The 24,416-nt window shown below is 73.5% G+C and carries 24 protein-coding genes and 1 tRNA gene; 18 read left to right on the top strand and 7 right to left on the bottom strand.

Translation table 11 applies throughout. From position 1 onward, the window contains the following. Positions 1 to 188: 188 nt before the first annotated feature. The 14 genes from ACN260_RS25035 (at position 189) to ACN260_RS24970 (ending at position 11,241) form a co-directional block, all read left to right on the top strand. Complete coding sequence (locus ACN260_RS25035) at positions 189 to 521, top strand: PadR family transcriptional regulator (protein WP_422753325.1); 333 nt, start codon at positions 189 to 191, stop codon at positions 519 to 521. Then, positions 518 to 1,594, top strand: coding sequence for an HAAS signaling domain-containing protein (locus tag ACN260_RS25030; protein ID WP_422753324.1), 1,077 nt, complete (start codon positions 518 to 520; stop codon positions 1,592 to 1,594). The genes ACN260_RS25035 and ACN260_RS25030 overlap by 4 nt, the downstream gene beginning before the upstream one ends. 108 nt (positions 1,595 to 1,702) lie before the next feature. Next, positions 1,703 to 2,194, top strand: coding sequence for an LppU/SCO3897 family protein (locus ACN260_RS25025; protein ID WP_422753323.1), 492 nt, complete (start codon positions 1,703 to 1,705; stop codon positions 2,192 to 2,194). A gap of 229 nt (positions 2,195 to 2,423) precedes the next feature. Then, positions 2,424 to 3,110: a dienelactone hydrolase family protein gene (locus ACN260_RS25020; RefSeq protein ID WP_422756821.1), complete on the top strand. Its 687-nt coding sequence runs from the start codon at positions 2,424 to 2,426 to the stop codon at positions 3,108 to 3,110. Between the two features lie 19 nt (positions 3,111 to 3,129). Then, positions 3,130 to 3,903: a uracil-DNA glycosylase gene (locus ACN260_RS25015; RefSeq protein WP_357931838.1), complete on the top strand. Its 774-nt coding sequence runs from the start codon at positions 3,130 to 3,132 to the stop codon at positions 3,901 to 3,903. Between the two features lie 19 nt (positions 3,904 to 3,922). Next, the gene (locus tag ACN260_RS25010; RefSeq protein ID WP_422756820.1) at positions 3,923 to 4,660 is read left to right on the top strand and encodes a DUF4129 domain-containing protein; all 738 of its coding nucleotides are present in this window, start codon (positions 3,923 to 3,925) and stop codon (positions 4,658 to 4,660) included. A gap of 34 nt (positions 4,661 to 4,694) precedes the next feature. Further along, entirely contained in the window at positions 4,695 to 5,282 is a 588-nt protein-coding gene (locus ACN260_RS25005) for a hypothetical protein (RefSeq protein WP_422753322.1), read from the top strand. Then, positions 5,282 to 6,289, top strand: coding sequence for an AAA family ATPase (locus tag ACN260_RS25000; RefSeq protein ID WP_422753321.1), 1,008 nt, complete (start codon positions 5,282 to 5,284; stop codon positions 6,287 to 6,289). Before ACN260_RS25005 ends, ACN260_RS25000 begins: the two co-directional genes overlap by 1 nt. Positions 6,290 to 6,294: 5 nt before the next feature. Further along, entirely contained in the window at positions 6,295 to 7,659 is a 1,365-nt protein-coding gene (locus tag ACN260_RS24995; RefSeq protein ID WP_422753320.1) for a DUF58 domain-containing protein, read from the top strand. A 5-nt stretch (positions 7,660 to 7,664) separates the two neighbouring features. Continuing rightward, a complete protein-coding gene (locus tag ACN260_RS24990; RefSeq protein ID WP_422756819.1) occupies positions 7,665 to 8,225 on the top strand; it encodes a hypothetical protein in 561 nt (186 codons plus the stop codon). A 91-nt stretch (positions 8,226 to 8,316) separates the two neighbouring features. Next, on the top strand, positions 8,317 to 9,654 hold the full coding sequence (locus ACN260_RS24985) for an NAD(P)/FAD-dependent oxidoreductase (protein WP_422753319.1): 1,338 nt from the start codon (positions 8,317 to 8,319) through the stop codon (positions 9,652 to 9,654). Between the two features lie 149 nt (positions 9,655 to 9,803). Continuing rightward, positions 9,804 to 9,887, top strand: a tRNA-Leu gene (locus ACN260_RS24980). Between the two features lie 108 nt (positions 9,888 to 9,995). Next, positions 9,996 to 10,817 carry a Bax inhibitor-1/YccA family protein gene (locus tag ACN260_RS24975; protein WP_422753318.1) on the top strand — a complete coding sequence of 274 codons (822 nt, stop codon included), beginning with the start codon at positions 9,996 to 9,998 and terminating at the stop codon, positions 10,815 to 10,817. Positions 10,818 to 10,920: 103 nt separating this feature from the next. Further along, on the top strand, positions 10,921 to 11,241 hold the full coding sequence (locus tag ACN260_RS24970; RefSeq protein WP_422753317.1) for a hypothetical protein: 321 nt from the start codon (positions 10,921 to 10,923) through the stop codon (positions 11,239 to 11,241). A gap of 3 nt (positions 11,242 to 11,244) precedes the next feature. On the opposite strand, the gene ACN260_RS24965 is transcribed toward ACN260_RS24970, so the two are convergent. The 3 genes from ACN260_RS24965 to ACN260_RS24955 all read right to left on the bottom strand — a co-directional run bounded on the left by ACN260_RS24965 (position 11,245) and on the right by ACN260_RS24955 (position 14,579). Further along, positions 11,245 to 12,507 (bottom strand): acetyl-CoA C-acetyltransferase, encoded by a 1,263-nt coding sequence (locus tag ACN260_RS24965; protein ID WP_422753316.1) that lies wholly within the window; start codon positions 12,505 to 12,507, stop codon positions 11,245 to 11,247. Positions 12,508 to 12,640: 133 nt separating this feature from the next. Continuing rightward, complete coding sequence (locus ACN260_RS24960) at positions 12,641 to 13,444, bottom strand: SGNH/GDSL hydrolase family protein (protein WP_204928294.1); 804 nt, start codon at positions 13,442 to 13,444, stop codon at positions 12,641 to 12,643. 85 nt (positions 13,445 to 13,529) lie between these two features. Next, on the bottom strand, positions 13,530 to 14,579 hold the full coding sequence (locus ACN260_RS24955) for an SGNH/GDSL hydrolase family protein (protein WP_422753315.1): 1,050 nt from the start codon (positions 14,577 to 14,579) through the stop codon (positions 13,530 to 13,532). Between the two features lie 182 nt (positions 14,580 to 14,761). Between ACN260_RS24955 and ACN260_RS24950 the strand changes: the two genes are divergently transcribed. The 3 genes from ACN260_RS24950 (at position 14,762) to ACN260_RS24940 (ending at position 17,659) form a co-directional block, all read left to right on the top strand. Beyond that, complete coding sequence (locus ACN260_RS24950) at positions 14,762 to 15,118, top strand: YkvA family protein (RefSeq protein ID WP_422753314.1); 357 nt, start codon at positions 14,762 to 14,764, stop codon at positions 15,116 to 15,118. 75 nt (positions 15,119 to 15,193) lie between these two features. After that, the gene (locus ACN260_RS24945; protein WP_422753313.1) at positions 15,194 to 16,564 is read left to right on the top strand and encodes a cystathionine beta-synthase; all 1,371 of its coding nucleotides are present in this window, start codon (positions 15,194 to 15,196) and stop codon (positions 16,562 to 16,564) included. Between the two features lie 159 nt (positions 16,565 to 16,723). Further along, positions 16,724 to 17,659 (top strand): hypothetical protein, encoded by a 936-nt coding sequence (locus ACN260_RS24940; RefSeq protein WP_422753312.1) that lies wholly within the window; start codon positions 16,724 to 16,726, stop codon positions 17,657 to 17,659. A gap of 3 nt (positions 17,660 to 17,662) precedes the next feature. Here ACN260_RS24940 and ACN260_RS24935 read toward each other — a convergent pair whose 3' ends face one another. Both ACN260_RS24935 and ACN260_RS24930 read right to left on the bottom strand, forming a co-directional pair. After that, positions 17,663 to 18,181 carry a GNAT family N-acetyltransferase gene (locus ACN260_RS24935; protein ID WP_422753311.1) on the bottom strand — a complete coding sequence of 173 codons (519 nt, stop codon included), beginning with the start codon at positions 18,179 to 18,181 and terminating at the stop codon, positions 17,663 to 17,665. After that, a complete protein-coding gene (locus ACN260_RS24930) occupies positions 18,178 to 19,107 on the bottom strand; it encodes a ribonuclease Z (protein ID WP_422753310.1) in 930 nt (309 codons plus the stop codon). The genes ACN260_RS24935 and ACN260_RS24930 overlap by 4 nt, the downstream gene beginning before the upstream one ends. A 474-nt stretch (positions 19,108 to 19,581) precedes the next feature. On the opposite strand from ACN260_RS24930, the gene ACN260_RS24925 reads away from it, so the two are divergent. Further along, the gene (locus ACN260_RS24925; protein ID WP_422753309.1) at positions 19,582 to 21,297 is read left to right on the top strand and encodes an alpha/beta hydrolase domain-containing protein; all 1,716 of its coding nucleotides are present in this window, start codon (positions 19,582 to 19,584) and stop codon (positions 21,295 to 21,297) included. Between the two features lie 117 nt (positions 21,298 to 21,414). On the opposite strand, the gene ACN260_RS24920 is transcribed toward ACN260_RS24925, so the two are convergent. Continuing rightward, a complete protein-coding gene (locus ACN260_RS24920) occupies positions 21,415 to 22,590 on the bottom strand; it encodes an osmoprotectant NAGGN system M42 family peptidase (RefSeq protein WP_363654202.1) in 1,176 nt (391 codons plus the stop codon). After that, the gene (ngg, locus tag ACN260_RS24915; protein WP_422753308.1) at positions 22,587 to 24,416 is read right to left on the bottom strand and encodes an N-acetylglutaminylglutamine synthetase; all 1,830 of its coding nucleotides are present in this window, start codon (positions 24,414 to 24,416) and stop codon (positions 22,587 to 22,589) included. Before ngg ends, ACN260_RS24920 begins: the two co-directional genes overlap by 4 nt.

The raw sequence follows: 24,416 nt of genomic DNA, 5'->3' as shown, positions 1-24,416 counted from the left end.
AGTCGCCCCAGGTCGCCCGGCGTGGTGCTGTTGACCAAGAGGTTGTGGTGTTGACCAAGAAATTTGCGTCAAGGATCTCATCGAGGATGACGCAAACCTCTTGATCAACGGGCCGAGGGGTGCGGTGGGGTGGAGGTTTGGTATGGCGTTGTTGACGGTAGTGCGCACTGCGTAGTAGTGTGTGATGCGTGGACACCACACAACTGCTCAAGGGTGTGCTCGACCTGGCCGTGCTCGCCGTGTTGCGGGATTCCGACGGCTACGGCTACGACATCCTGCGCCGGCTGCGCGAGGCCGGCCTCGACGAGGTCGGCGACGCCTCGGTCTACGGCACCCTGCGTCGGCTCTTCGCCGCCGGCCTGCTCACCACGTACGTGGTGCCGAGCGAGTCCGGCCCGCACCGCAAGTACTACGCGCTCAACGCCGCCGGCCGTGATCAGCTCACCCGCTCCGGCAAGACCTGGCGCGCGTTCGCCACGACGATGGACCAGCTGCTCGACGATCGGGGGATGGCGGCATGACCGTCACTGGGCAGGAAATCACGGACTACGTCGAGCGGGTGCGGACGGCGCTTGCCGACCTGCCACCGCAGACCCGCGAGGAGTTGACCGAGGATCTTCCGGAACACCTCGCCGAGGTTGCCGCCGAGGCCGACGGTTCCCTGGTCGACCGGCTCGGCACCCCCGAGGCGTACGCGGCGGAGCTGCGGGCCGCCGCCGGGGCGGGTGACCCGGCGGCCGGCCGGCGGGCGTTGGAACGGCGGATCGCCACCGTGCTGGGGCGCGCCCGGGCCCGGATCGACCGGCTCGACAGCCGGTTCGGCCCCGTGTTCGGTCACGCCACGGCGGGGGAGTTCCTGCGGCTGCTGCGCCCGGCCTGGTGGGTGGCCCGCGCCTACCTGGCCGCGATGCTGCTCACCGCGATCAGCACCGACGGCCCGCTCGGCCTGCTGCCCCGGCTCGACGGCCACGCGTTCGTCGGCCTGCTGATGTTCGTCGGCCTGCTGTACGGCTCCGTCTGGTTGGGTCGGCGCACCCCGGAGCTGCGGTCCTGGCGGCGCTGGGCGTTGCACGCCAGTTCGGCGGTGCTGGCGCTGTTCGCGATCGCCGCGGTGGCGGAGGTGGACGACCATGCCCGCTCCGGCTACGACTACGGCTACGAGTCGACCTCGGTGGACAACCCGTACAACGAGGTGCAGGACGTCTACGTCTACGACAGCGAGGGGCGGCTGGTCGAGAACGCCCGGCTCTTCGACCAGAACGGCACCCCGATCCGGCTGGGCTGGCCGGCCTGCGACGATCCCGCCCTGCCGGACGTCAACCCGGTGCAGCGCGCCTACCCGTACTGCCCGCAGCAGGCGCCGTTCCGGCCGCGCCCGCCGGCCGTCGTCCCGCTGCCGCCCGGGTCCGACGTCGCCCCCGGCGGGTCGCCGTCACCGACCGGGGCGGGTGCGGTGCCGACGGCCACCGCACCTGCTACTCCGGTGCCGACGGCCACCGCACCGGGCACCCCGGTGCCCAACGGATCGGTGCCGGCCGCGTCGCCGTCGGTGTCCGGGCCGGCGGGGGCACCCCTGCCCACCACCACCGGTTGACCTGTCGTTCCTGGGAAATGGCTGAACGGACGATGGGAACGGGGCAGCACGCGCTGATCTTCGTCGCTACGTTGTCGTCTGCTCATTCTCCCCTCGGAAGGAAATTCAGTGTCAGAGCAGGTCGCATCGTCCCCCGCGCCGCAGGCAGAGCAGGTGGGCCAGCCCGAACCGGTGACCCCGGCCCCCGCCGCGCAGCCGACGGAACCGAAGGGTGGCGGCGCGAAGAAGGCGCTCGGCATCATCGGCGCGATCGTCGCCTTCCTGGTGATCGCGGCGCTGAAGTTCGGCGTCGCCAACGCCATCGGCAACCTCCTCAACCCGGACGAGACGGCCGAGGCGAAGGCCGGCGACTGCATCGCCGAACTGCCGGAGGTGACCGGCACGCAGGAGAAGTCGGTGAGCGACGCCAAGGTGGTCAAGTGCACCTCGACGGAAGCCGTCTACAACGTGGTCGGCCGGGTGGAGGAGCAGACCGAGGCGCAGGCCAAGACCGGCAAGGCGTGCGAGCAGTACATCAAGGAGGGTGAGGACGGCTACGTCTTCTACAACATCGCCCCGGGCGGCAAGGGCTACCTGCTCTGCCTGACCAAGAAGGCCTGAGCGACAGGGCGTCACCGACAGGGTCTGACCAGCCGGTACGACGATCCGCCGACGGCGGCGCGGGAATCCCGCGCCGCCGTCGGCGTGTTGCACGCCACCGTCCGGTGAACGGGAGGTATATGCCACTGTTCCGGCATCTTCCCGGCACGCGTACGGCGTGGCAGGCTACCGACACGTAGGAACGCCCTGCGACCAGCCAACGATGACTGACCGACAGGAGGACGGGCCGATGGGTGAGATGGTGCGTTACCGCCGCGACGCGGGGACCGGCGAAGGGTATCTCGCGATACCGCCCAGCGGCACGGCCAGCCCGGCGGTCATCGTCATCCAGGACTGGTGGGGCCTCGTCCCGCACATCCGTTCGGTGGTGGACCGGTTCGCCGACGCCGGCTTCGTCGCGCTGGCCCCCGACTTCCGGCACGGCCAGCCCGCCAGCAAGCCGAGCGAGCCCCGGCAGATGCTCAACAGCGCCCAGATGGACGAGGCGGCGGCCGACATCGCCGTGGCGGCGGAGTACCTCGCCGGCCGGGCCGAGGTGACCGGCAAGGTGGGGTGCGCCGGCTTCTGCGCCGGGGCCAGCCTGGCGTTGTGGGCGGCCACCCGGGCCGAGCGGATCGTCGCCACCGCCGCCTTCTACCCCCGGCTGCCGTGGGACGGGATGCCCACCGAGTGGGCCGACTACGCGGGCAAGGCCGCGGTCGTGCACTGCTCCGAGGCCGACGGGCTGTCCGCCGCCGACGGCGTACAGACGGTGCGTCGGGCCGTCGAGAGCGCCGGGGGCACCTGTCAGACGTACGACTACCCGGGCACCGCGCACGCGTTCTTCAACGAGGACCGGCCGGAGAACTTCGACCAGCGGGCCGCCGCCACCGCCTGGGCCCGTACCCTCGAACTCTTCCGGGCCAAGCTTGGCTGAGTCCCGTACCCCTGCCGAGGTGGTCGCCCGCGCCGCGCGGGCGACCGGCCTGGCCGACCTCGACGCGGCGGTCAGCGACTGTTTCGCCTGCCCCCGCCTGGTCGACTGGCGGGAGGAGGTCGCCCGCACGAAACGGGCCGCGTTCCGCGACCAGGACTACTGGGGCCGCCCGGTGCCCGGCTTCGGCGCCCCGGACAACCGCACCGGGCGCGGCGGCGCGGGTCCCCCGGCCACCCCGCCCGGCCCGGTGTCCGAACCCCGGATCGGCATCCTCGGCCTGGCCCCGGCCGCGCACGGCGGCAACCGGACCGGCCGGGTCTTCACCGGCGACCGCTCCGGCGACGTGCTCTTCGCCGCCCTGCACCGGGCCGGGCTGGCCAACCAGCCGACAAGCGTCGCCGCCGACGACGGCCTCGCCCTCACCGGTGTGCGGATCTTCGCCGCCGTGCGCTGCGCCCCGCCGGACAACAAGCCCACCCCGGCCGAGCGCGACACCTGCGCCCCCTGGGTGCACCGGGAGGTGGCGCTGATCCGACCCACCCTGCGGGTGGTCGTCGCGCTCGGCGCGTTCGCCTGGGCGGCGTGGTGGCCGGTGCTACGCCAGGTGTACGGCGTCCGGCCGCCCAGCCCGCGACCGGTCTTCGGCCATGGGGCACACTGGTCCGGGTCGGCCGCTCCCGATCTGCTCGGTTGCTACCACGTCAGCCAGCAGAACACCTTCACCGGGCGGTTGACCACACAGATGCTTGACGATGTGTTCGCCCGGGCGAAACAGCTCGCGGGGGTGGACTGAGCAGCGTGGGACGGTGGCGATGGACCTCGGCGTACTGCGCAGGTGGTGGCCCGTCGCCCTGGTGACGCTGCTGCTGCTGGCCGCCGCGCTCGCCGCCGGGCACTCGTCGATCGGGGCCAGCCGCATCCCGCCGGCCGCCGACAACATCCCCTACGTCCCGGAATACCCCTCCGCCGAACCGGCCGCGTCGATCCCGGTCGAGCCGCGTACCGAGGCCGCGCAGACCCGGCCGAGCGTCCCGCAGTGGATCGCCACGGCGGCGATCGGGCTGCTCGCCGCGGCGATCCTGGCCGCCCTGGGCTACCTGGCCTTCACCCTGCTGCGCGGCGCGCTGCGGCGGACCACCCGGGCGGTTCCGGTGGCGCGGGCCCGGCGTACCGCCGAGGGCACCGCGCGGGAGGTGGTGGCCGCGCTCGACGCCGGCCTGGAGGAGTTGGACGACGCCGACACCGACCCGCGTACCGCCGTCATCGCCTGCTGGGTACGGCTGGAGGAGGCCGCCACCGAGGCCGGCGTGCCGAGGCTCACCGGGGACACCCCGACCGACCTGGTCACCCGGCTGCTGCGGGGCGACCCGGCGGCCGGCGTGCCCGCCATCGCCAGCGCCGACGTGCTGGACGGCTTCGCCCACGTCTACCGCGAGGCCCGCTACGCCACCCGGGCCGTCGACGTCCGGATGCGCGACCAGGCCCGGGGGGCGCTGCGCCGGCTACGCGGTGAACTCACCGCCCTGGCCGACCCGCAGGTGCCGGCGTGACCGCCCGCCACGACGCACCCGGTGAGGTGGCACGGTGAGCGAGTCGACCGGCCTCGACGACCTGTTCTCCTTCGAGGAGGAGCCGCCGGCCCGTACGGGCCGGGCCCGGGGCGGGCGCGCCCGGCAGGCGTTCCGGCTGCTGCTGACCGCCGCCGGGGTGACCGCCGTGGTCGTGGTCGGGCTGCGCGCGGTCGGCCTGCAACTGTCGCTGGGGATCGTGGTGGCCGGGGTGCTGGCGGTGCTCGCCGTCCGCCGGGTCACCGCCGCGCTGGCCCCACCGCCCCCGCCCCGGGGCGGTGCCCGCGCCCCCGCCGGTGAGGAGCCGGGCACCTACAACTGGGCGGCCCGGGACGCGCTGCGGGCCGCCATCAACGGCTGGGAGCGCCCGCTGGACTGGTCCTCGGACAACGCGGGGCGGTTCACCGAACGTATCCTGCCCCGCCTCGGCGAACTGGCCGACGAGCGGCTGCGCCAACACCACGGCCTGACCCGGGAGTCCGACCCGACCCGGGCGCGGGCACTGCTCGGGGAGCCGCTGTGGAGTTTCCTCGACACCCCCTCCCGCCGTCCCCCGTCGCCGCGCGACCTCGCGGCGATCGTCGCCGAACTGGAGAAGATCTGATGAACGACGTGGACCGCAGCATTCCCGCCACGGAGGTCGGCCACCTGGCCCGGGCGGTGCTGGACGCGGTCGGCACGGTCGTGGTCGGCAAGCGGGAGGCCCTGGAACTGGTGCTCGCCGGCATCCTGGCCGGCGGGCACGTGCTGCTGGAGGACCTGCCCGGGTTGGGCAAGACGCTGACCGCGCGCTCCTTCGCCCAGGCCCTCGGGCTGGACTTCCGCCGGCTCCAGTTCACCCCTGACCTGCTGCCCGCCGACGTCACCGGATCGTTCCTCTACGACCAGCGCAGCGGCGACTTCTCCTTCCGGGCCGGCCCGCTCTTCACCAACCTGCTGCTCGCCGACGAGATCAACCGGACCCCGCCGAAGACCCAGTCGGCGCTGCTGGAGGCGATGCAGGAGAAGCAGGTCTCCGTCGAGGGCGTCACCTACCGCCTCGACGAGCCGTTCCACGTCCTGGCCACCGCCAACCCGATCGAGTACGAGGGGACGTACCCGCTGCCCGAGGCGCAGCTCGACCGGTTCCTGCTGCGGGTGTCGTTCGGCTACCCGCAGCGCGAGGAGGAGTGGGAGGTGCTGCGCCGCCGGATGGACCGCCGCCGCGAGGAGGCGCAGATCGAGCCGGTGGTCGACGCCGGCACCCTGCGGGCCATGCAGGCCGCGCTGGAGGACGTGGTGGTGGAGGACTCCGTCGGCAAGTACATCGTGGACCTCACCGCGGCCACCCGGGAACACCCGTCGGTGCTGGTCGGGGCGTCCCCCCGGGGTTCGCTGGCGCTGCTGCTGCTGGCCCGGGTCCGGGCCGTCTTCGCCGGCCGCGACTACGTGGTGCCGGAGGACGTCAAGGAGGTGGCGGCCCCCGCGCTGGCGCACCGGATCACGCTGCGCCCGGAGATGTGGCTGCGCCGGGTCGACCCGTCGTTCGTGGTCGGTGAGGTGCTGGAGCAGACCCCGGCGCCGGCCAGTGGTGCGCTGCCCAGCTACGCGGCCGGCCGGGCCGGGCGCTGATCGTCGTGCCTGACCGTCAGGAGCCTGCGGCGGGCTGGTCGCCCACCTGGGCGCTCGGCCGGGCGGTGCTGCTCACCGGGCTGCTGCTGATCGCCGCGGTGCTGCTCGGCCGGGTCGACCTGGTCGTGCTGGCCACCCCGTTCGCGCTCGGCACCGCGTACGCGCTGCGCCGCCGGCCCACCGCCGCCCCCCAGTTGGAGATCACCGCCGGGGACGCCCAACTGGTCGAGGGGGGCGACCTGGCCGGCGCGGTGGGGGTGGGCAACCCGGACACGGTGCCGTACGACGTGGTGGTGGTCCGGACCCGGATCTCGCCGTGGCTGTCGGTACGCCGGGCCGGCTTCGGCGGCATCGGGTTGGACGTCAGCCGTGCCGGCGGGGCCGACCGCCCGTTCGTCACCGCGCTGTCCCCGGGCACCGCCGTCGACCTGGAGCTGACCGGCACCGCGCTGCGCTGGGGGCGGCACCCGATCGGGCCGGCGGGTGCCCGTGCCGCCGCCGCCGACGGGCTGCTGGTCTCCCGGGCGGTGCTCACCGAGCCGGTGCGGATGCGGGTGTACCCGAAGACCGAACCGTTCGAGGCGGTGGAGGCGATGCCCCGGGCCGCCGGGCTGGTCGGCGCGCACCACTCGCGGCGGCCGGGGGAGGGCGGCGAACTGGCCGGGGTACGTGTCTTCGGGCCGGGGGACCGGCTGCGCCGCATCGACTGGCGGGTGTCGCTGCGGACCCGGCAACTGCACGTGGCGTCGACCCTGTCCGACCGGGACGCCGAGGTGGTCGTCCTGCTCGACGTGCTGGCCGAGGCGGGGCGTTCCGGCGGGGTGGCCGGGGCGGCGTCCGTGTTGGACACCACCGTCCGGGCCGCCGCCGCGATCGCCGAGCACTACCTGCACCGGGGTGACCGGGTGGCCCTGCTGGAGTACGGTCCGGCGGCCCGTCGGCTGCGCCCCGCCACCGGACGCCGGCAGTACCTGACCGTCCTGGAGTGGCTGCTCGACGTGCACGCCGAGTCCTCCCCGCACGAGCCGTACGACCAGGTCTTCGGCCCGCAGGTGCTCTCCGCCGACGCGCTGGTGGTGGTGCTCACCCCGCTGCTCGACGAGCGGTCCGCGCAGATGCTGGCCCGGCTGGCCCGGGGCGGCCGGTTCGTGGTGGCGGTGGACACCCTGCCCACCGACCTCGCCCCGCCCGGTGAGCAGGGCTGGGCGCCGGTGGCGTACCGGCTGTGGCGGCTGGACCGGGACACGATGATCACGCAACTGCGGGAGCACGGCGTGCCGGTGGTGGGCTGGGCGGGGGCGGGCAGCCTGGACCAGGTGCTGCGGGACGTCGCCCGGCTGGCGACCGCACCCCGGGTGGGTGGCCGGTGAGCCCGGTGGACGCGGTCCGGGAACGGGTCCGGGCGGCGCGCACGGCGGTACGCCGGGTAGCCCTGCTGCCGTTGCTGGTGCGCGGGCTCACCTTCCTGGTGGTGCTGGCCGGGCTGCTGCTGGCGTACCCGGTGGAGCTGTTCCAGGCCCGGTCGCTGCTCGCGCTGACGGTGGTGGCGGTGCTGCCGGCGGTGGCCCCGCGCCGGATCTGGCCGACCTTCGCCGCGCTGGTCACGGTCGGCGGTTGGGTGTTCGCCTCGGCCGGTTACGACCGGCCGATCACGTTGTGGCGGTTGTTGGCGGTCGCGACCCTGCTCTACCTCGGACACACCCTCTGCGCCCTGCTGGCCGTGCTGCCCTACGACGGGGCGATCGACCCGGACGTCGTGCTGCGCTGGCTCACCCGGGCCGGCGCGGTGGTGCTGGCGTCGGCGGTGATCGGGGTGCTGCTGACCCGGTCCGGGCAACTCGGCCCCGATGACGGTTTCCAGTCGGCCACGGTGGTGGGACTGCTGGTGGCGGTGGGTCTGACCGGGTTGCTGGGCTGGCTGCTGCGCCGCAGATAGCGCGACGTTGCGCAGCTCACAGGTGTTGTGCTCCGTCACAGATGGGGGTCTCGAGGGGTATTACCGCAGCCGCCCGGGGAAAGATGGATACGTGAATCCGAAGCGGATCCTTGTCGTGGGTGCCGGGCACGTGGGCCTGTACGCCGCTCTGCGCCTGTCCAAGAAGCTGAGCTCCCGTGAGGCCGAGGTCGTCGTGGTCGACCCGCAGCCGCACATGACGTACCAGCCGTTCCTGCCCGAGGCGGCGGCCGGCAACATCTCGCCCCGGCACTCCGTCGTGCCGCTGCGGCGGGAGTTGCGCAAGTGCAAGGTCGTCGCGGGCGCGGTGACCCGGATCGACCACAGCCGTAAGACCGCCGTGGTGCAGCCGATCTCCGGCCCGACCCGCGAGATCCCCTACGACCACGTGGTCGTCGCCCCCGGTTCGGTGTCCCGCACCCTGCCGATCCCCGGCCTGCACGAGCACGGGATCGGATTCAAGACCATCGGCGAGGCCATCTACCTGCGCAACCACGTACTGGACCGGCTCGACGTGGCCGCCGCCACGCCGGACCCCGACGTCCGTCGCTCCGCATTGACCTTCACCTTCGTCGGCGGCGGCTACGCCGGCATCGAGGCGCTGGCCGAGATGGAGGACATGGCCCGGGACGCGCTGCGCTACTACCCCGAGCTGGAGCCCGACGACATGCGCTGGGTGCTGGTCGAGGCGACCCAGCGGGTGCTGCCCGAGGTCGACCGGGACATGGGCGCGTACACGGTGCAGCAGTTGCTGAAGCGGAACATGGACATCCGGTTGGACACCCGGCTGGAGTCCTGCGTCGACGGTGTGGTGAAGCTCTCCGACGGCGACAGCTTCCGCTCCGACACCATCGTCTGGACGGCCGGGGTGAAGCCGTCGCCGATGCTGGACCGCACCGACTTCCCCCGCGACGAGCGGCGGCGGGTCACCTGCCTGCCCACCCTCCAGGTCGTCGACGGCGACCGGGTGGTGGAGGGGGCGTGGAGCGCCGGCGACTGCGCGGCCGTTCCGGACCTCACCAAGGAGCCGGGCAACTACTGCTCGCCGAGCGCCCAGCACGCGGTGCGGCAGGCCGCCCGGATGGCCGACAACATCGCGCTGGTGGTGCGGGGCCGGCCGCCGGTCGACTACAAGCACAAGCACGCCGGCAGCGTGGCCAGCCTCGGCCTGCACAAGGGCGTCGCCCAGGTGTACGGCATCAAGATGACGGGTTGGCCGGCCTGGTTCATGCACCGGACGTACCACATGAGCCGGATCCCGTCGTTCAACCGCAAGGTCCGGGTCGTGGTGGACTGGTCGCTGGCCTTCTTCCTCAAGCGTGAGGTGGTCGCGCTGGGGCAGCTGCACGACCCGCGTGAAGAGTTCGCCGAGGCGTCGCAGCCGATCCCGATCACCAGCAAGGCGGCCTGACCGCCGTACCGGCCCGCCGGTCGCCCCCGCCCGCTCCCGGGTGGGGGCGACCGGCGTTCGCCGTTCCGCAGGGGGCGGACAGGGTACGCCGGGGCGACGCGGAACGGCTACCGTGAGACTGCACCGTCGCGCATCGACGGGACGCCCCCGCCCGGGTGGTGGAACGGCAGACACGGCCGCCTTAAAAGCGGCTGCCGCAAGGCGTGCGGGTTCGAGACCCGCCCCGGGCACCACACTCTCAGCTTTCCCACAGCCTCCCGGCCGGCGGCGGCCGGGCCCCGCCGTTTACCCTGGAAGGGCACGTTTGCGTGTGACTGACCCCCTGAGGGAGGCCTGAGACAGTGAAGACCTCGAACCCGGTGCTCGCCCGGCTCGGCCAGGCGGCCGAGCGGGAGCGTTCCGCCGGGTACGCCCAGCCCGGGCCGTACGGTTACGGACAGCCCGGCATTCCACAGCAGTACCCGGGCCAGCCGGGCTCCCCGGTCGCCCCGACGGTGTCCGGCACGATGACCGTCGACGACGTCGTCGTCAAGACCGTCGCGCTCCTGGCCATCCTCGGCGTCTCCGCCGCCGCCGCCTGGATCGTGGTGCCGGATTCGGTGCTCGGCGTCGCCTGGATCGGTGCCGCGATGGTCGGCCTGGTCCTCGGCCTGATCATCTCGTTCTCCCGGGTCGCCAACCCGGCCCTGGTCGTCGCGTACGCGATCGTCGAGGGCGCGTTCGTCGGCCTGGTCAGCAAGGTCTACGAGACGGCCTACCAGGGCATCGTGCTCCAGGCCGTGGTCGCCACCTTCGGCGTCTTCTTCGTGATGACCATGCTCTACAAGGCGCGTGTCATCCGGGCCACCCCCAAGTTCGTCAAGGGCATGATCGCCGTGATGGCCGGCCTGTTCGCCGTCATGCTGATCAACCTGGTGCTCGCGCTGTTCGGCGTGAACACCGGCCTGCGCGACAGCAGCCCGCTGGCCATCGGGTTCAGCCTGGTCTGCATCGTGGTCGCCTCGCTGAGCTTCGTGCTCAGCTTCAAGGAGGTCGAGGACGGCGTCCGGATGGGGCTGCCGGCCCGCTACTCGTGGACGGCGGCGTTCGGCATCGTGGTCAGCCTGGTCTGGCTCTACCTGGAGATGCTCCGCCTGATCAGCTACTTCCAGGGCGACGACTGACGGTTTTCGCACCCGACGCCCGCCACCGCGATCCTGCGGTGGCGGGCGTCGTCGTCTGCGCGGCCGGCCCGGGGCCGGCCGGTGGTGCGTAGACTCGCCGACGATGAGCGCAGCGGAGTTGGACCGGGCGGTGACGTCGCTGGTCCGTCAGGTGGACCACTGGCAGCAGCCACGGTGGGCGGCGGTCGCCGCGGGCGGCAACGTGTCCCGGGCCGACCTGGTGCACAGACTGGTGCAGGAGGTCGCCGACCTGGCGGCCGACGCGGAGGGTGAGCCCCGGCGGGACGTACCCCGGCTGACGCACCCGATGGCGCTGCCCGACCAGCTCCGGGTGGTCGCGGCGGACCTGGCCGCCGCCGGCCCGCCGGAGGCGGTGCTGGCCGGGGCCGCCGCCCTGGTGACGGCGACCCGCGGCGCGCTGTAGGGCTCAGCTGAGCCGTTCGAGCACCATCGCCATGCCCTGACCGCCACCGACGCACATGGTCTCCAGGCCGATGGTCGCGTCGTGCCACTGCAGGGCGTTGAGCAGGGTGCCGGTGATCCGGGCGCCGGTCATCCCGAACGGGTGGCCGACGGCGATCGCCCCGCCCATCACGTTGACCTTGTCCTGCGGGATGCCGAGCTGCCGGTACGACGGGATCACCTGAGCGGCGAACGCCTCGTTGATCTCGACCAGGTCGACGTCGTCGACGGTCATCCCGGCCCGGCGCAGCGCCTGCCGGGACGCCTCGACCGGGCCGAGGCCCATGATCTCCGGCGACAGGGCGGTGACGCCGGTGGAGACGATCCGGGCCAACGGGATGAGCCCCAGATCGTCGGCCCGCTGGGCGCTCATCACCACCACGGCGGCGGCCCCGTCGTTGAGCGGGCAGCAGTTGCCGGCGGTGATCCGGCCGTCCGGGCGGAAGACCGGCTTCAGTCCGGCCACCGCCTCCGGGGTGACCCCGGCGCGCGGCCCGTCGTCGGTGTCGACGACGCTGCCGTCCGGCGTGGTGACCGGGGTGATCTCGCGGGCCCAGAAGCCGTCGGCGATGGCCTTCTCGGCGAGGTTCTGGCTGCGGACGCCGAACGCGTCCATCTCCTCCCGGGTGACGTCGTACACCTGGGCCAGGTTCTCCGCCGTCTGCCCCATCGCGAGGTAGATGTCGGGGAGCTGACCGGCCTCGCGCGGGTCGGTCCACACCTCGGCGTCGCCCTGCGCGCGGTCCGCCGACCGCTGCCGCGCCTCGGCGAAGCGCGGGTTCTCCCAGCCGCCGCCGACCAGCGCCTGCGCCTCGGGCGGCAGGGTGTCGGAGTTGCCCCGGGCGTACCGGGAGACCATCTCGACCCCGGCGGAGACGAAGACGTCGCCCTCCCCGGCCCGGATCGCGTGCATCGCCATCCGGGTGGTCTGCAACGACGACGCGCAGTAGCGGGTCAGCGTGGCACCGGGCAGCCCGTCCAGGCCCATCAGGGTGGCGACCACCCGGGCCAGGTTGAAACCCTGCTCGCCGCCGGGCAGCCCGCACCCGAGGTAGAGGTCGTCGATGGTGGTCGGGTCGAGCCCGGGAACCTTGTCCAGCGCGGCCTGGACGATGGTGGCGGCGAGGTCGTCCGGGCGGACCTCACGCAGCGAACCCTTGAACGCGCGGCCGATGGGGGACCGGGCGGTGGCGACGATGACGGCGTCGCGGGACGACTCAATCGGCATGAACCAACGTTAACTTGACGGTAACTTGGCGCGGAAGGACGCCGACCAGCGGGAAATGTCACCCGTGCCGGACCGGCCGGCCCCGCCCGCCGGCCGCGACCCGGCGCAGCCGGCAGGGCGGGATCGAGGCCGGTCAGTGCCGGGAGGCGACGTTCGCGGCGGCGACGACCGCCGGCAACAGGGCGTGCGCCCAGACCCGGTACCCGTCGGCGGACGGGTGGAAGCCGTCGTGGCAGAGCGTCCCGGCGTCGGCCCGGAACACCGGGCCGGTCTCCGTACCCAGGTCGACGACCGTACCGCCGGCCTCCAGCACGGCGGCGGTCTGCGCCCGCGCGACCCGCCGGCCCGACCAGCCGATCACCTGCCGCAGCGGCGGGGCCACCGCGCGCACCGCGCCCAGGTCCGGGCAGGTGCCGACGACGACCTCGACCCGGGCCTCCCGCAGCCGGCGTACCGCCGAGGCGAGGTACGCCGCCGCCTCCGCCGGCCGGCTCATCGCCGTTGCGTCGTTCGCCCCGATCAGCACCACCGCGACGTCCGGCCGGTCACCCAGCAGCGCCCGGGCCACCTGGGTGGACAGGTCGGTGGAGCGGGACCCGGAGACCCCCACGCTGGACAGGTGCACCCGCCGGCCGGTCGGCCCCTCGGTCAGCAGGTGGGCGAGCTGACCGCCGACCGTCTCGTCGAAGCGGGCCACCCCGACGCCGAGCGCCGAGGAGTCACCGAGCAGCACCAGCCGCAGCAGCGGCGCACCGACCCGGCCGACCGTGGCCCGCAGCGCCAGCCCCAGCTCCGGCTGGGCGTAGTCGCGGTTGCGGGCCGCCACCGCCTGACCGGCGAGCACCGCCGCACCACCGATCGTGCCGGCGACCAGGGAGACCGCCGCGGCCTTGCCGAGGCGTACGGCCAGCTCGCCGCCGAGCGAGCGGCCCGTCACGGTGTCACCGCCCGGGTGCCCACGGCGGCGTTGACCGGCCCGGCGGGGCACCCGCGGCACCCGGTGGTTCGCTCGCTCCGCTCGCTCATGCCAGTCCCTCCAGTTGGGGTGAGTCGGCGGCGGTGCCGGGTTGCGGCACCGGGCCGACGCCGAAGAAGGCCCGCCGCCGGAGCTGCGCCCAGCGGCCGGCCGGGCCGTGGTCCCGGCCCCGGACCTGCGTGCCGCTGACCTCCGTGCCGGCGTTGCGGGCCGCCTCGTGGGCCGCCTGGGGCAGCGACCGTACGCCCTCGCCCGGGGCCAGCGTCGGCCGGCGCTCCCCGCTACCGAGCGCCGACAGCACGGTCGGCAGGAGCGCGGCGGCGGCCGTCGCGTAGCCCTCGGCGGAGGGGTGGAACCGGTCCCAGGCGAACATCCGGGTGGGCTCGGCGGCGAACCGGGGGCCGAGCAGGTCACCGAGGGAGACCGTCCACCCGCCCGCCTCGACCACGGCGACCGTCTGGGCGGTGGCGAGCTGCCGGCTCCACCGGCGGGCCAGCCAGCGCAACGGGGGCTGGATCGGCCGGATCGCCCCCAGGTCGGGGCAGGTCCCGACGACCACCTCGCAACCGGCGGCGCGCAGCGTGCGGACCGCGTCGACCAGGTGGCGGACCGCGACGGAGTACGGCGTGCGGTTGGTGATGTCGTTGCCCCCGACCAGGATCACCGCGACGTCCGGCGCGCACTCCAGGGCCGCCTCGACCTGCGGCCGGAGCCCGGCGGAGAGCGCGCCGACCACGGCGAAGCGGTGCACCCGTACGGCCCGGTGCAGCCGCCGGGACAGCCCGGTGGCCAGCAGCGAGCCCAGGGTCTCGCGCCGCCGCGCCACCCCGTAGCTGGCGGCGGAGGAGTCACCGAGGATCACCATGGTCAGCGGTGGGCCGGGGATCTTGGCACCGTAGACGCCGTCGCAGCGTGGCGGCGGGGCCTGCGCCATCGGGATGGTGCGCCGGGCCTGCCGGGCCTGCCCGAGCAGCACGCCGCCGGTCGCGGCGACGGCCGCCGCGGTGGCAGCCGTGCCGATCGCCGCCAGCCGGGCCACCTGCCGGGCGCGGTGCCAGCGCGGACCGGGCGGTACGACGGAACCTGCCACCCCCATACCGCGACATTATCGCGCCGCAGCGTCACCCCGCCTCCGTCGGGACGGCCGGTTTTCGGGGCTGGGCGGCGACGGTTCTGGGTACCTGATCCGGTGGCGACGGCACCCGCGGGCGTCGCGCCGCAGGTCGCGACGGCTTGCACGGGCCAGTCACGCTGGTCGGTGGAGAGGGGCTGGATGAGATGGGTAGGACATTGAAGCGCACCGCGGCCTTCACGGCGCTGGCCCGGTCGCTGGCGGCCGGTGCCCGGGGTGGTCCGTCGCTGGGCACCCGGCTGGCGGCGCTGCCCCGGATGATCCGGGCCACTGCCAAGGGCGAGTACGACGGCGGCCTCCGGCTGGCGATGATGACGGCCGCGACGGTCTACGTCGTGTCGCCGGTCGACCTGGTGCCGGAGCTGTTCCTCACCGTGCTCGGCCTGGTGGACGACGCGGTCATGGTCACCTGGCTGGCCGGCAGCGTGCTGTCGGAGACCGAGCGCTTCCTGGAGTGGGAGGCCCGTCGGGCCTCCGTCATCCCCGGTCATGTGACCCTCTGAGGGCACGTACGCTGAGCGACGAAGGACCGTCTGCCAGGCCGCCGTCCCCGGCGCCGCAACGAAGGGCACAACGAGGTGCAGTACTACGACAACGTCGTCGACCTGATCGGTAACACCCCGCTGGTGCGGCTGCGCAACGTCACCGCGGGCATCCGGGCGACCGTGCTGGCCAAGGTGGAGTACCTCAACCCGGGCGGCTCGGTGAAGGACCGGATCGCCCTGCGGATGGTCGAGGACGCCGAGGCCGCCGGGATCCTCCGGCCCGGCGGCACGATCGTCGAGCCGACCAGCGGCAACACCGGGGTCGGGCTGGCCCTGGTGGCCCAGCTCAAGGGCTACCACTGCGTCTTCGTCTGCCCCGACAAGGTCAGCCAGGACAAGCAGGACGTGCTGCGGGCGTACGGGGCCGAGGTGGTGGTCTGCCCGACCGCCGTCGCCCCGGAGGACCCCCGGTCGTACTACAACGTCTCCGACCGGCTGGCCCGGGAGATCCCCGGCGCGTGGAAGCCCGACCAGTACAGCAACCCGGCCAACCCGCGTTCGCACTACGAGACGACCGGGCCGGAGCTGTGGAAGCAGACCGGGGGCGGGCTCACCCACTTCGTGGCCGGGGTCGGCACCGGCGGCACCATCTCCGGCATCGGCCGCTACCTCAAGGAGGCGTCCGAGGGGCGGGTGAAGGTGATCGGAGCGGACCCGGAGGGGTCGGTCTACTCCGGCGGCACCGGCCGGCCGTACCTGGTCGAGGGGGTCGGTGAGGACTTCTGGCCCGAGACGTACGACCGGGGGATCGCCGACGAGATCGTCGAGGTCTCGGACAAGGCGTCCTTCGAGATGACCCGGCGGCTGGCCCGGGAGGAGGGTCTGCTGGTCGGCGGCTCCTGCGGGATGGCCGTGGTGGCGGCGCTGGAGGTGGCCCGCGCCGCCGGCCCGGACGACGTGGTCGTGGTGCTGCTGCCGGACAGCGGCAAGGGCTACCTGTCCAAGATCTTCAACGACCGGTGGATGGCCCGGTACGGCTTCCTCGACCACTCGGGCACCGAGCCGACGGTCGCCGACGCGCTGGCGGGCAAGCCGGGCGGCCTGCCCGAGCTGGTGCACGTGCACCCGACCGAGACGGTCCGCGACGCCATCGACTACATGCGCGAGTACGGCGTCTCCCAGCTCCCGGTGCTCAAGGCCGAGCCGCCGGTGGTGACCGGCGAGGTGGCCGGTTCGATCGCCGAACGGGATCTGCTGGACGCCCTGTTCACCGGCCAGGCGCACCTGCACGACACCATCGAGCGGCACATGGCCGACCCGTTGCCGATGATCGGTGGCGGTCAGCCGGTGAGCGAGGCGGTGGCCCTGCTGGAGAAGTCCGACGCGGCGCTGGTGCTGGTCGACGGCAAGCCCAAGGGCGTGCTGACCCGGCAGGACCTGCTCGCCCACCTCGGCGCGCACTGACCCGACATCACCTGCGGGGCCCCTTCCGGTGGGAGGGGCCCCGCGGCGTGTCCGGGGCGACCATTCACAGCAGGGGGACAGGAGCGGCACAGAGGGCGTCCGTGCAGCCTGCCTACCGTCGGGGTCAGCCGAGAGGCACCGACCCACGGGAGGAACGACATGCGCCACGACCTGGACCACCACGAGGGGCAGCGGGTCAGCCGCCGCCGGTTGATCGCCGGAGTCGGCTCGATCGGGTTGGCGGGTCTGCTCGCGGCCTGTGGCCGGGACGGCGGCACGGTCACCACGTCGACCGGCCAGACCGTGTCCCCGCAGGCGACCGCCAGCACGTCGGCCGACCTGGCCGCGCTGTTCGGCACGGCGAACACCTGCACGTTGACCGCGAGCACCACCCAGGGCCCGTACTACTTCGACGCCGACAAGATCCGCAGCGACATCCGGGAGGACCGGGCGGGCACCCGGCTGCGGGTGGCGATCCGGGTCCAGGACAGCGAGCAGTGCGGGCCGCTGGCCGACGCGGTCGTGGAGATCTGGCACTGTGACGCGGCGGGCCTTTACTCCGGGGCCGAGGCCCAGTCGTCCGGCACGTCCGGCGGTGGCGCGCCGTCCGGTGGCACCCCGCCCAGCGGCGCGCCCGGCGGTACCCCGCCCAGCGGCGCACCCGATGGCAACCCGCCCACCGGCAACCCGCCCGGGGGTGGCACGGCCCCGGGTGGCGGTGCCGAGGGGTCGACGGCGGACCTGACGCCGACCGACGACAAGCGCTACCTGCGCGGCGCGCAGGTCACCAACGCCGACGGGATCGTCGAGTTCACCACCATCTGGCCGGGCTGGTACCGGGGCCGCACCACGCACATCCACGCGATGGTGCACGTCGGCGACAACCGGGTGCTCACCACCCAGATGATGTTCGACGAGGCCCTCAACAGCAAGGTGTACGCCGCCGCGCCGTACGCCGCGCACACCGGGCGGGACACGTTCAACGACAACGACAACATCTACGCCGAGACGATGCTGATGAAGGTCGTCGAGGACGGCGACGGCTACCTCTCGGTGATCAACTTCTCGGTCGACGCGGACCGGGACGGCACCTGACGGTCAGCAGCCCGGTAACTGCCGGGCGTAACGGAGCTGCGCGGTGGGGGTGCGCCCGATCCGCTCCTCCCGGCGGTCGCCGGTCGACTGCCAGCCGCCGCGCTCGTAGAAGTGCCGGGCCGCGAGGTTGCGTTCCAGCACCCACAGCACCCCGCGACGCCAGCCCCGGGCCCGCATGGTGTCCAGCGCGTCCACCATCAACGCCCGGCCGGTGCCCCGGCCCCGTTCGGCCGGGTCGAGGTGGATGGCGTTGAGCAGCCCGGTCGCCGGGTCGCCCTCGTCGTCCGGGCCGAGGTAGCTGAACCCGACCAGCCGGCCGTCCCGCTCGGCCACGGTCATCAGGTGCTCGTCGCGCTCCCACGTCCACCGCTGCACCCAGTACGCCCCCATCGCCTCGGGCGTCGGGTCGGCCAGCGCCGCAGGCGGCAGGAACGACGAGTACGCCGCGACCCGGGACCGCTGGTGCAGGGCACCCACCGGCACCAGGTCGTCGGCGACGGCGGGACGGAGCATGACGGTCACCCGGCCGAGGCTACCCGCCGGGGCGGGACCGGCACGGTGGTCAGGTCCTCGGCGATCACCAGTTCCCCGGTGAAGTGTTCGCGGGCCTCGTCGTGGAAGCGGCGCGGATCGGCGTACCGCTGGGAGAAGTGGGTGAGCACCAGGGTGCGTACCCCCGACTCGGTGGCGACCCGGGCGGCCTGGCCGGCGGTCAGGTGGCCGACCTCGGCGGCGAGCGCGGCCTCCGACGCCAGGAACGTCGACTCGATGACCAGCAGGTCGGCGTGTTCGGCGAGGGCGTACACCCCGTCGCAGAGGCCGGTGTCCATCACGAAGGCGAACCGCTGCCCCGGCCGGACGACGCTCACCTCGTCCCGGGTGACGCGGCGTCCGCCGACGTCCAGGTGCCCGACGCGCAGCAGCTCCCCGACCGCCGGCCCACCGATGCCGTACGCGGACAGCCGCTCCGGCAGCATCCGGCAGCCGTCCGGCTCGACCAGCCGGTAGCCGTACGTCTCGATCGGGTGCCGTAGCCGGCGGGCCTCCAGCGTGCCGACGCCCAGGGTGATCCGCTGCCCGTCGGCGGTGACCGGCTCGACGGCCAGCTCGGCGGTCTCGTGGAACGAGCTGGCGTGCCGCAGCCGGGCGAAGTATTCCGCGCCACCGGCGGGGAAGTGCACCGCCACCGGGTGCGGCACCCGGTCCAGGGAGAGCCGCTGGATGGTGCCGGGCAGGCCGAGGCAGTGGTCGCCGTGGAAGTGGGTGACGCAGATCCGGGTGAGGTCGGTGGCGGTGATCCCGGTGTGCAGGAGTTGGCGCTGGCTGCCCTCGCCGGGGTCGAAGAGGATCACCTCGTCGTCCCAGCGCAGCACGTAGCCGTTGTGGTTGCGCAGCCGGGTGGGGGTCTGGCTGGCCGTGCCGAGCACCGTCAGCTCACGCATGGACACCGCCGGCCTCCTCCCGGAGACGAAGCGACCCCCGGGGCTTCCGTGCTCGCGCACGGGCCGACTGGACTGGGTCGGCACCCCGGGGGTCGGGTGGCTGTCGTGGATTCGCCGCACCGCTGCCACACGGTCTCGACGATCGTGCTTGGTCGTTCACTGTCGAGGACAGCGGCTAGCGGACAGCCACCTCACGAGTCCGATTGCTATACAAGTCTGGACCACCTCCTTTCCCGTGTACCGCCACGCTACCCACTGCGCCCCGGGTGCCGGTAGTGATTTTTCGCGCGATCCTGCGGCCGGGGGGCCTCCCCCGGCCGGCCGGTCGACCGGGCGGACTTTTGTCGGGTCAAGTGAAAGTTCGTGCTCATCTGGCCTATCTTTCGCCTGAAGTGAGCATTACTGTCTGCCCCACAGTGGCCACCTCCCGCCGCTGCCCGCCCGAGTCGTCCCCTCGGTCGCTCCCCCGTGAGGTGAACCGTGCCCGTTTCGTCCACCACCCGCAGGAACACCCGACGATCCCTGACCCTCGGACTGGTCGGCGCGCTGGCCGTCGCCGCCGGCCCGGTCCCCGAGGCGGGCGCCGCCGCGCCGGCCACCACCCGGCCGTCCACCGCCACCGGCGCAACCGTGGCGAACCCGGTGGTCGCCGGGCCGATCGCCCGGACCACCCCGGTCGGCGACCCCGGCCACGGCTACCCGTTCCTCGCCACCGACGTCAACCTGGCCGCCGCCGGCTACGTCGAGGAGGAGTTCTTCCTCTTCGGCACCGCCACCCGGTACGCCGTGCAGGGCACCCAGAACGCGACCACCATCGCCACCGACCAGCCGTACGGCACCCGGCTGGTGGTCCGCCGGCCGGCCAACACCAAGAAGTTCAACGGCGTCGTCATCGCCGAGTGGAACAACGTCAGCAACCAGTGGGACCAGGAGGTCGACTGGTTCCAGTCGCACGAGCACCTGATCCGCTCCGGGTACGCCTGGGTCGGGGTCTCCGCCCAGCGGGCCGGGCTGCACTCGGCCACCGGACTCAAGGCGTGGAGCCCCACCCGGTACGGCCCGCTCGACGTCACCGTGGGCGGCACCGTCACCGACGACAGCCTCTCGTACGACATCTTCAGTCAGGCGGTGAAGGCGGTCCGCAACCCGACCGGCGTCGACCCGCTGGGCAAGCTGCCCGCCCCGCAGTACGTGATCGCCACCGGCCACTCGCAGTCGGCCGGTCGCCTCGCCAACTACTACAACGGGGTCCAGCAGTCGGCGAACGTGCTCGACGCGGTCGTCCTGCACGGTGGCGGCGGGGTGCTGCGCACCGACCTGACGACGCCGGTGTTCCGGATCAACTCCGAGGGGGACGTGGCCAGCGGCATCCTGCCCGCGGCGGCCCGCGCCCAGGCCGACTCGCCCGTCCTGCGCTCCTGGGAGGTCGCCGGAGCGTCGCACGGCGACTGGAAACTGATCACCGACTACGGGCCGCTGCGCAAGCGGGACATCGGCAGCTACCCGGGTGGCTACCCGGGCGAACCGCAGACCTGCACGCTGCCCTCGCTGTCGCGGGTCCCGCAGCACATGGTGCAGAACGCCGTCTACGACCACACCGTCGCCTGGGTCGCCCAGGGGGTCGCCCCGCCGGGCGCCCCGCCGATCCGGACGACCACCACGACCCCGCCGGCCGTCGCCCGCGACGAGCTGGGACTCGCCCTCGGCGGCATCCGGCTCGCCCAGCATGAGGTGCCGCTGCGGGTCAACAGCGGCAGCAACACCGGGCCCGGCTTCTGCTTCCTCGACGGCAGCTCGGTGCCGTTGACCGACGCGCAACTCGCCGCCCGCTACCCGACCGTCGGAACGTACGTGGACGCCAGCGTCGCGGCCACCCTCGCCGCCGCCGACGCCGGCCACCTGCCCGCGTCGTTCACCCGCGATCCCGCCTGGTACTCCGACCTGCGTGACCTCATCACCGAGCACGTCGCCGCCGGCCGGATCACCGAGTACGTGGCGGCCCGGCTGACCGACCGGCTCCAACGGGCCGAGCAGGCCGGCACCGCCGGCAACGCGGCCCGCGCCGGTGAACTGCTGGGGCAGTTGGCCGACCGGGCGCGGCAGCGGATCACCGACCCGGCCGCCCGGGACGCGGTGCTGCGGGTGACCGAGGCGCTGATCGCCCTGCTCGACGCGGCGGAACGCCGCAACCGGTGACCCGACCGTAAGGACCGACGCCACGGTGAGGGGCCGGGGCGGCCGGTGGGCGGCGGGCACGACGCGCGACGTCGTGCCCGCCGTTCAGCGGTGCCCGGCGGTGCGGCCACCGACCGGTCAGTCGATGCCGATCGGGCCCTCACGGGGGCCGTCCCCGCCCGCCGGCTGCACCGCCAGCGACGGGAAGTCGGCCAGGTCGCCCTCCGGCTCGGCGTCCCATTCGGGGAAGACCAGGTCGCTCTGGAGATAGAGGCAGAGCAACTGGGTCAGGTGACGCAGCCCGTCGAGATGGGTGCGCTCGTGACCGTGGGTGGCGTCCACCCCGAAACCGAGCAGCGCCACCCGGGCGTGCGCGCCCGCCTCGACCGCCGCCGCCACGTCCGAGCGGTAGTAGTCGAAGACGTCGCGGACCAGGTCCACCCCGTGTTCCCGGGCGATGGTGGCCAGGTTGCGGGTCAGGTGGTAGTCGAACGGGCCGACCCCGTCGCCCATCGCCAGGGTCGCCGCGTTCTCCCGGGACTGCTGGCCCGGCGCGACCACCGCCGCGTCCACCGAGACGATCTCGGCGACGTCCGGGTCCAGGCCGTGGCTGGCCCCGTGGCCGATCTCCTCGGTCACCGTGACCAGCAGGTGGGCGGTGACGGTGGGGGTGATGCCGGCGTCCACCACCGCCTTGAACGCGGTGAGCACCGCCGCCACCCCGGCCTTGTCGTCCAGGTGCCGGGACTTCACGTAGCCGGACGGGGTGACCATCGGGTTGGGCAGGAACGCCACGAAGTCGCCCGCGTCGATGCCCAGCGCCCGCAGGCCGGCGATGTCCTCGACCGGCTCGTCGACCCGGACCTCGACGTGTTCCCAGCCGACGCCCTGCAGGTCGACGTCGTCGTTGTAGCGGTGCCCGCTGGCCTTCAACGGCAGCACCTGTCCGGTGACCACCCGGTCCAGGTCGTCGGTGAAGATCCGTACGTGGGCACCCTCGGCGAACCGGGCCGAGTGGGTGCCGATGGTCTTCAGCTCCAGCCGGCCGTTCTCCTTCAGCCGCTTGACCATCCCGCCGATGGTGTCGGTGTGCACCACGATCGCCCGGTCGGCACCCGTCTGCCGGGGGCCGGGCAGGCAGGCGCTGAGCGCCCCCCGCCGGGTCAGCGTGGACGGGATGCCCAGCGCGGAGAGGCGTTCCCCCACGTACTGCTGCACGTGGTCGGTACGCCCCGACGGGCTGGGGATGTCCAGCAGTTCCACCAGCACCTGGCGGAGGTAGTCCAGATCGATGTCGAGGGGCTTGAGGCTCACGCGACCCCTCCGGGCCCGGCCGGGCTCCAGAGGCGCTGCGGGGCCCGGGTGCCCGGGAAGAGCAGGTCCACGAAGCGCTCGGCGGTCGGCTGGGGCTCGTGGTTGGCCAGCCCCGGCCGCTCGTTCGCCTCGATGAACACGTGCTCGGGCTGGTCGGGGGCGGGGACCAGCAGGTCCAGCCCGGTCACCGGGATGTCCAGGGCCCGGCTCGCCGCCACGCAGGCAGTGGCGATCGCCGGGTGCAGTTCGGCCGTCACGTCGTGGATTGTGCCACCGGTGTGGAGGTTCGCCGTCCGGCGCACCGCCAACACCTGCCCCTCGGGCAGCACGTCGTGCATCCGGTGCCCGGCCTCGGCCACCACCTCGCGGGTCATCTCGTCGATGGGGATGCGGGACTCGCCACCGGTGGCGGCGGCCCGCCGCCGGCTCTGCCGCTCGATCAGCTCGGTGACGTCGTGCACGCCGTCGCCGATGATCTGCGCCGGTCGGCGTACGGCGGCGGCCACCACCTCGTGGTCGATCACGATCACCCGCAGGTCCTCGCCCGCGCGCAGCTCCTCGATCAGCACGTCGGGGCAGAACCGGCGGGCCAGCTCGACGGCGGCGGCCAGCGCCTCGGCGGTGCGTACCCCGACGGTGATGCCGTTGCCCTGCTCCCCCCGGGCCGGCTTGACCACCACCGGGCCGACGTCGGTGAGGAAGGCCAGGTCGTCGGGTTCGCCGGTGGCGGTCCGGCCGCGCGGCACCGACAGGCCCGCCTCGGTGAGGATGCGCCGGGTGACCCGCTTGTCGTCGCAGCGGCTCATCGCCACCGCCGAGGTCAGCTCGGACAGCGACTCGCGGGTGACGATCGTCCGGCCGCCGTTGGTCAGCCGCAGCTCACCCCAGTGCGCGTCGGTGACCTCCACCCGGATGCCGCGTCGCATCGCCTCGTCGGCGACGATCTTCGCGTACGGATTCAGCTCGTCGTAGCCCGCCGGGGCGGACGGCAGGAACAGCCGTTCGTTGATCGGGTTCTTCCGTTTGACACAGAGCGTCCCGGTGCGGTGGAAGCCCAACCGCTCGTAGAGCCGGATCGCGCCGGAGTTCTCGGCCAGCACCGACAGGTCGACGAACGCGCGACCCCGCTCGTCGAGCCGGTCGGCCAGCTCGGTGAGCAGGGCCTGACCGGTGCCGGGCGGGGCGGTGTTGAAGTCCACGGTCAGGCACCACAGGCTCGCGCCGTTCTCCCGGTCGCCGAAGACCGCCACGTGGTCGACGCCGGTGATGGTGCCGACGATCTCCCCGGTGCTCGCCTCGGCCACCAGGTGCAGGAACCGGTCGGTGCCGGCGTTGTCGACGAGCACCTCCACCGGCGCGGTGACCATGCCGTTGCGGGCGTAGATCCGGTTCACCGCGTCCGCGTCGTCGGCGTCCCGCAGCGGCCGGACGACCAGCCCCGGGATCTCCATCCGCCCGGTGGCCTCCGGGCGGCGCTCACCCAGCGGCAGCCGGTAGGTCAGCGACGGGTCGATGAACAGCTCGTCGGGCAGCCGGGACACCAGCACGTGCGGGTCGCGCAGGTAGATGCAGATGTCCCGGGCGCCGGCCGCCTCGGAGCGCAGCACCTGGGCCACCGCGACCTGCTCGTGGAAGGTCTGGCCGAACACCAGCCGCCCCCAGCCGCAGTCCAGGACCACGTCCGACGGCCCGGCCGGCTCCCGGCGCGGTTCCGGGGCGGTGCCCGGCGCGACCGGGTCACCGCCGGGGCCGATGCGTTCCCGGCGGCGGCCGAGCACCCGCTCCCGGTCGGTACGGGCCGTGCCGGTCGCGAGGGTCTCGTTCAC

Source organism: Micromonospora sp. WMMD708 (assembly GCF_049315245.1).
GTDB lineage: Bacteria > Actinomycetota > Actinomycetes > Mycobacteriales > Micromonosporaceae > Micromonospora > Micromonospora wenchangensis.
The sequence above is the reverse complement of the archived record's forward strand: the minus strand, read 5'-3'. Positions and strand labels throughout refer to the sequence as shown.

What these genes read in the sequence shown, in the direction of transcription:
- ACN260_RS25030 (WP_422753324.1), top strand. Translation starts at nt 518, where the DNA reads ATGACCGTCACTGGGCAGGAAATCACGGACTACGTCGAGCGGGTGCGG.
- ACN260_RS25020 (WP_422756821.1), top strand. Translation starts at nt 2,424, where the DNA reads ATGGGTGAGATGGTGCGTTACCGCCGCGACGCGGGGACCGGCGAAGGG.
- ACN260_RS25010 (WP_422756820.1), top strand. Translation starts at nt 3,923, where the DNA reads ATGGACCTCGGCGTACTGCGCAGGTGGTGGCCCGTCGCCCTGGTGACG.
- ACN260_RS25000 (WP_422753321.1), top strand. Translation starts at nt 5,282, where the DNA reads ATGAACGACGTGGACCGCAGCATTCCCGCCACGGAGGTCGGCCACCTG.
- ACN260_RS24970 (WP_422753317.1), top strand. Translation starts at nt 10,921, where the DNA reads ATGAGCGCAGCGGAGTTGGACCGGGCGGTGACGTCGCTGGTCCGTCAG.
- ACN260_RS24965 (WP_422753316.1), bottom strand. Translation starts at nt 12,507, where the DNA reads ATGCCGATTGAGTCGTCCCGCGACGCCGTCATCGTCGCCACCGCCCGG.
- ACN260_RS24955 (WP_422753315.1), bottom strand. Translation starts at nt 14,579, where the DNA reads ATGGGGGTGGCAGGTTCCGTCGTACCGCCCGGTCCGCGCTGGCACCGC.
- ACN260_RS24950 (WP_422753314.1), top strand. Translation starts at nt 14,762, where the DNA reads ATGGGTAGGACATTGAAGCGCACCGCGGCCTTCACGGCGCTGGCCCGG.
- ACN260_RS24940 (WP_422753312.1), top strand. Translation starts at nt 16,724, where the DNA reads ATGCGCCACGACCTGGACCACCACGAGGGGCAGCGGGTCAGCCGCCGC.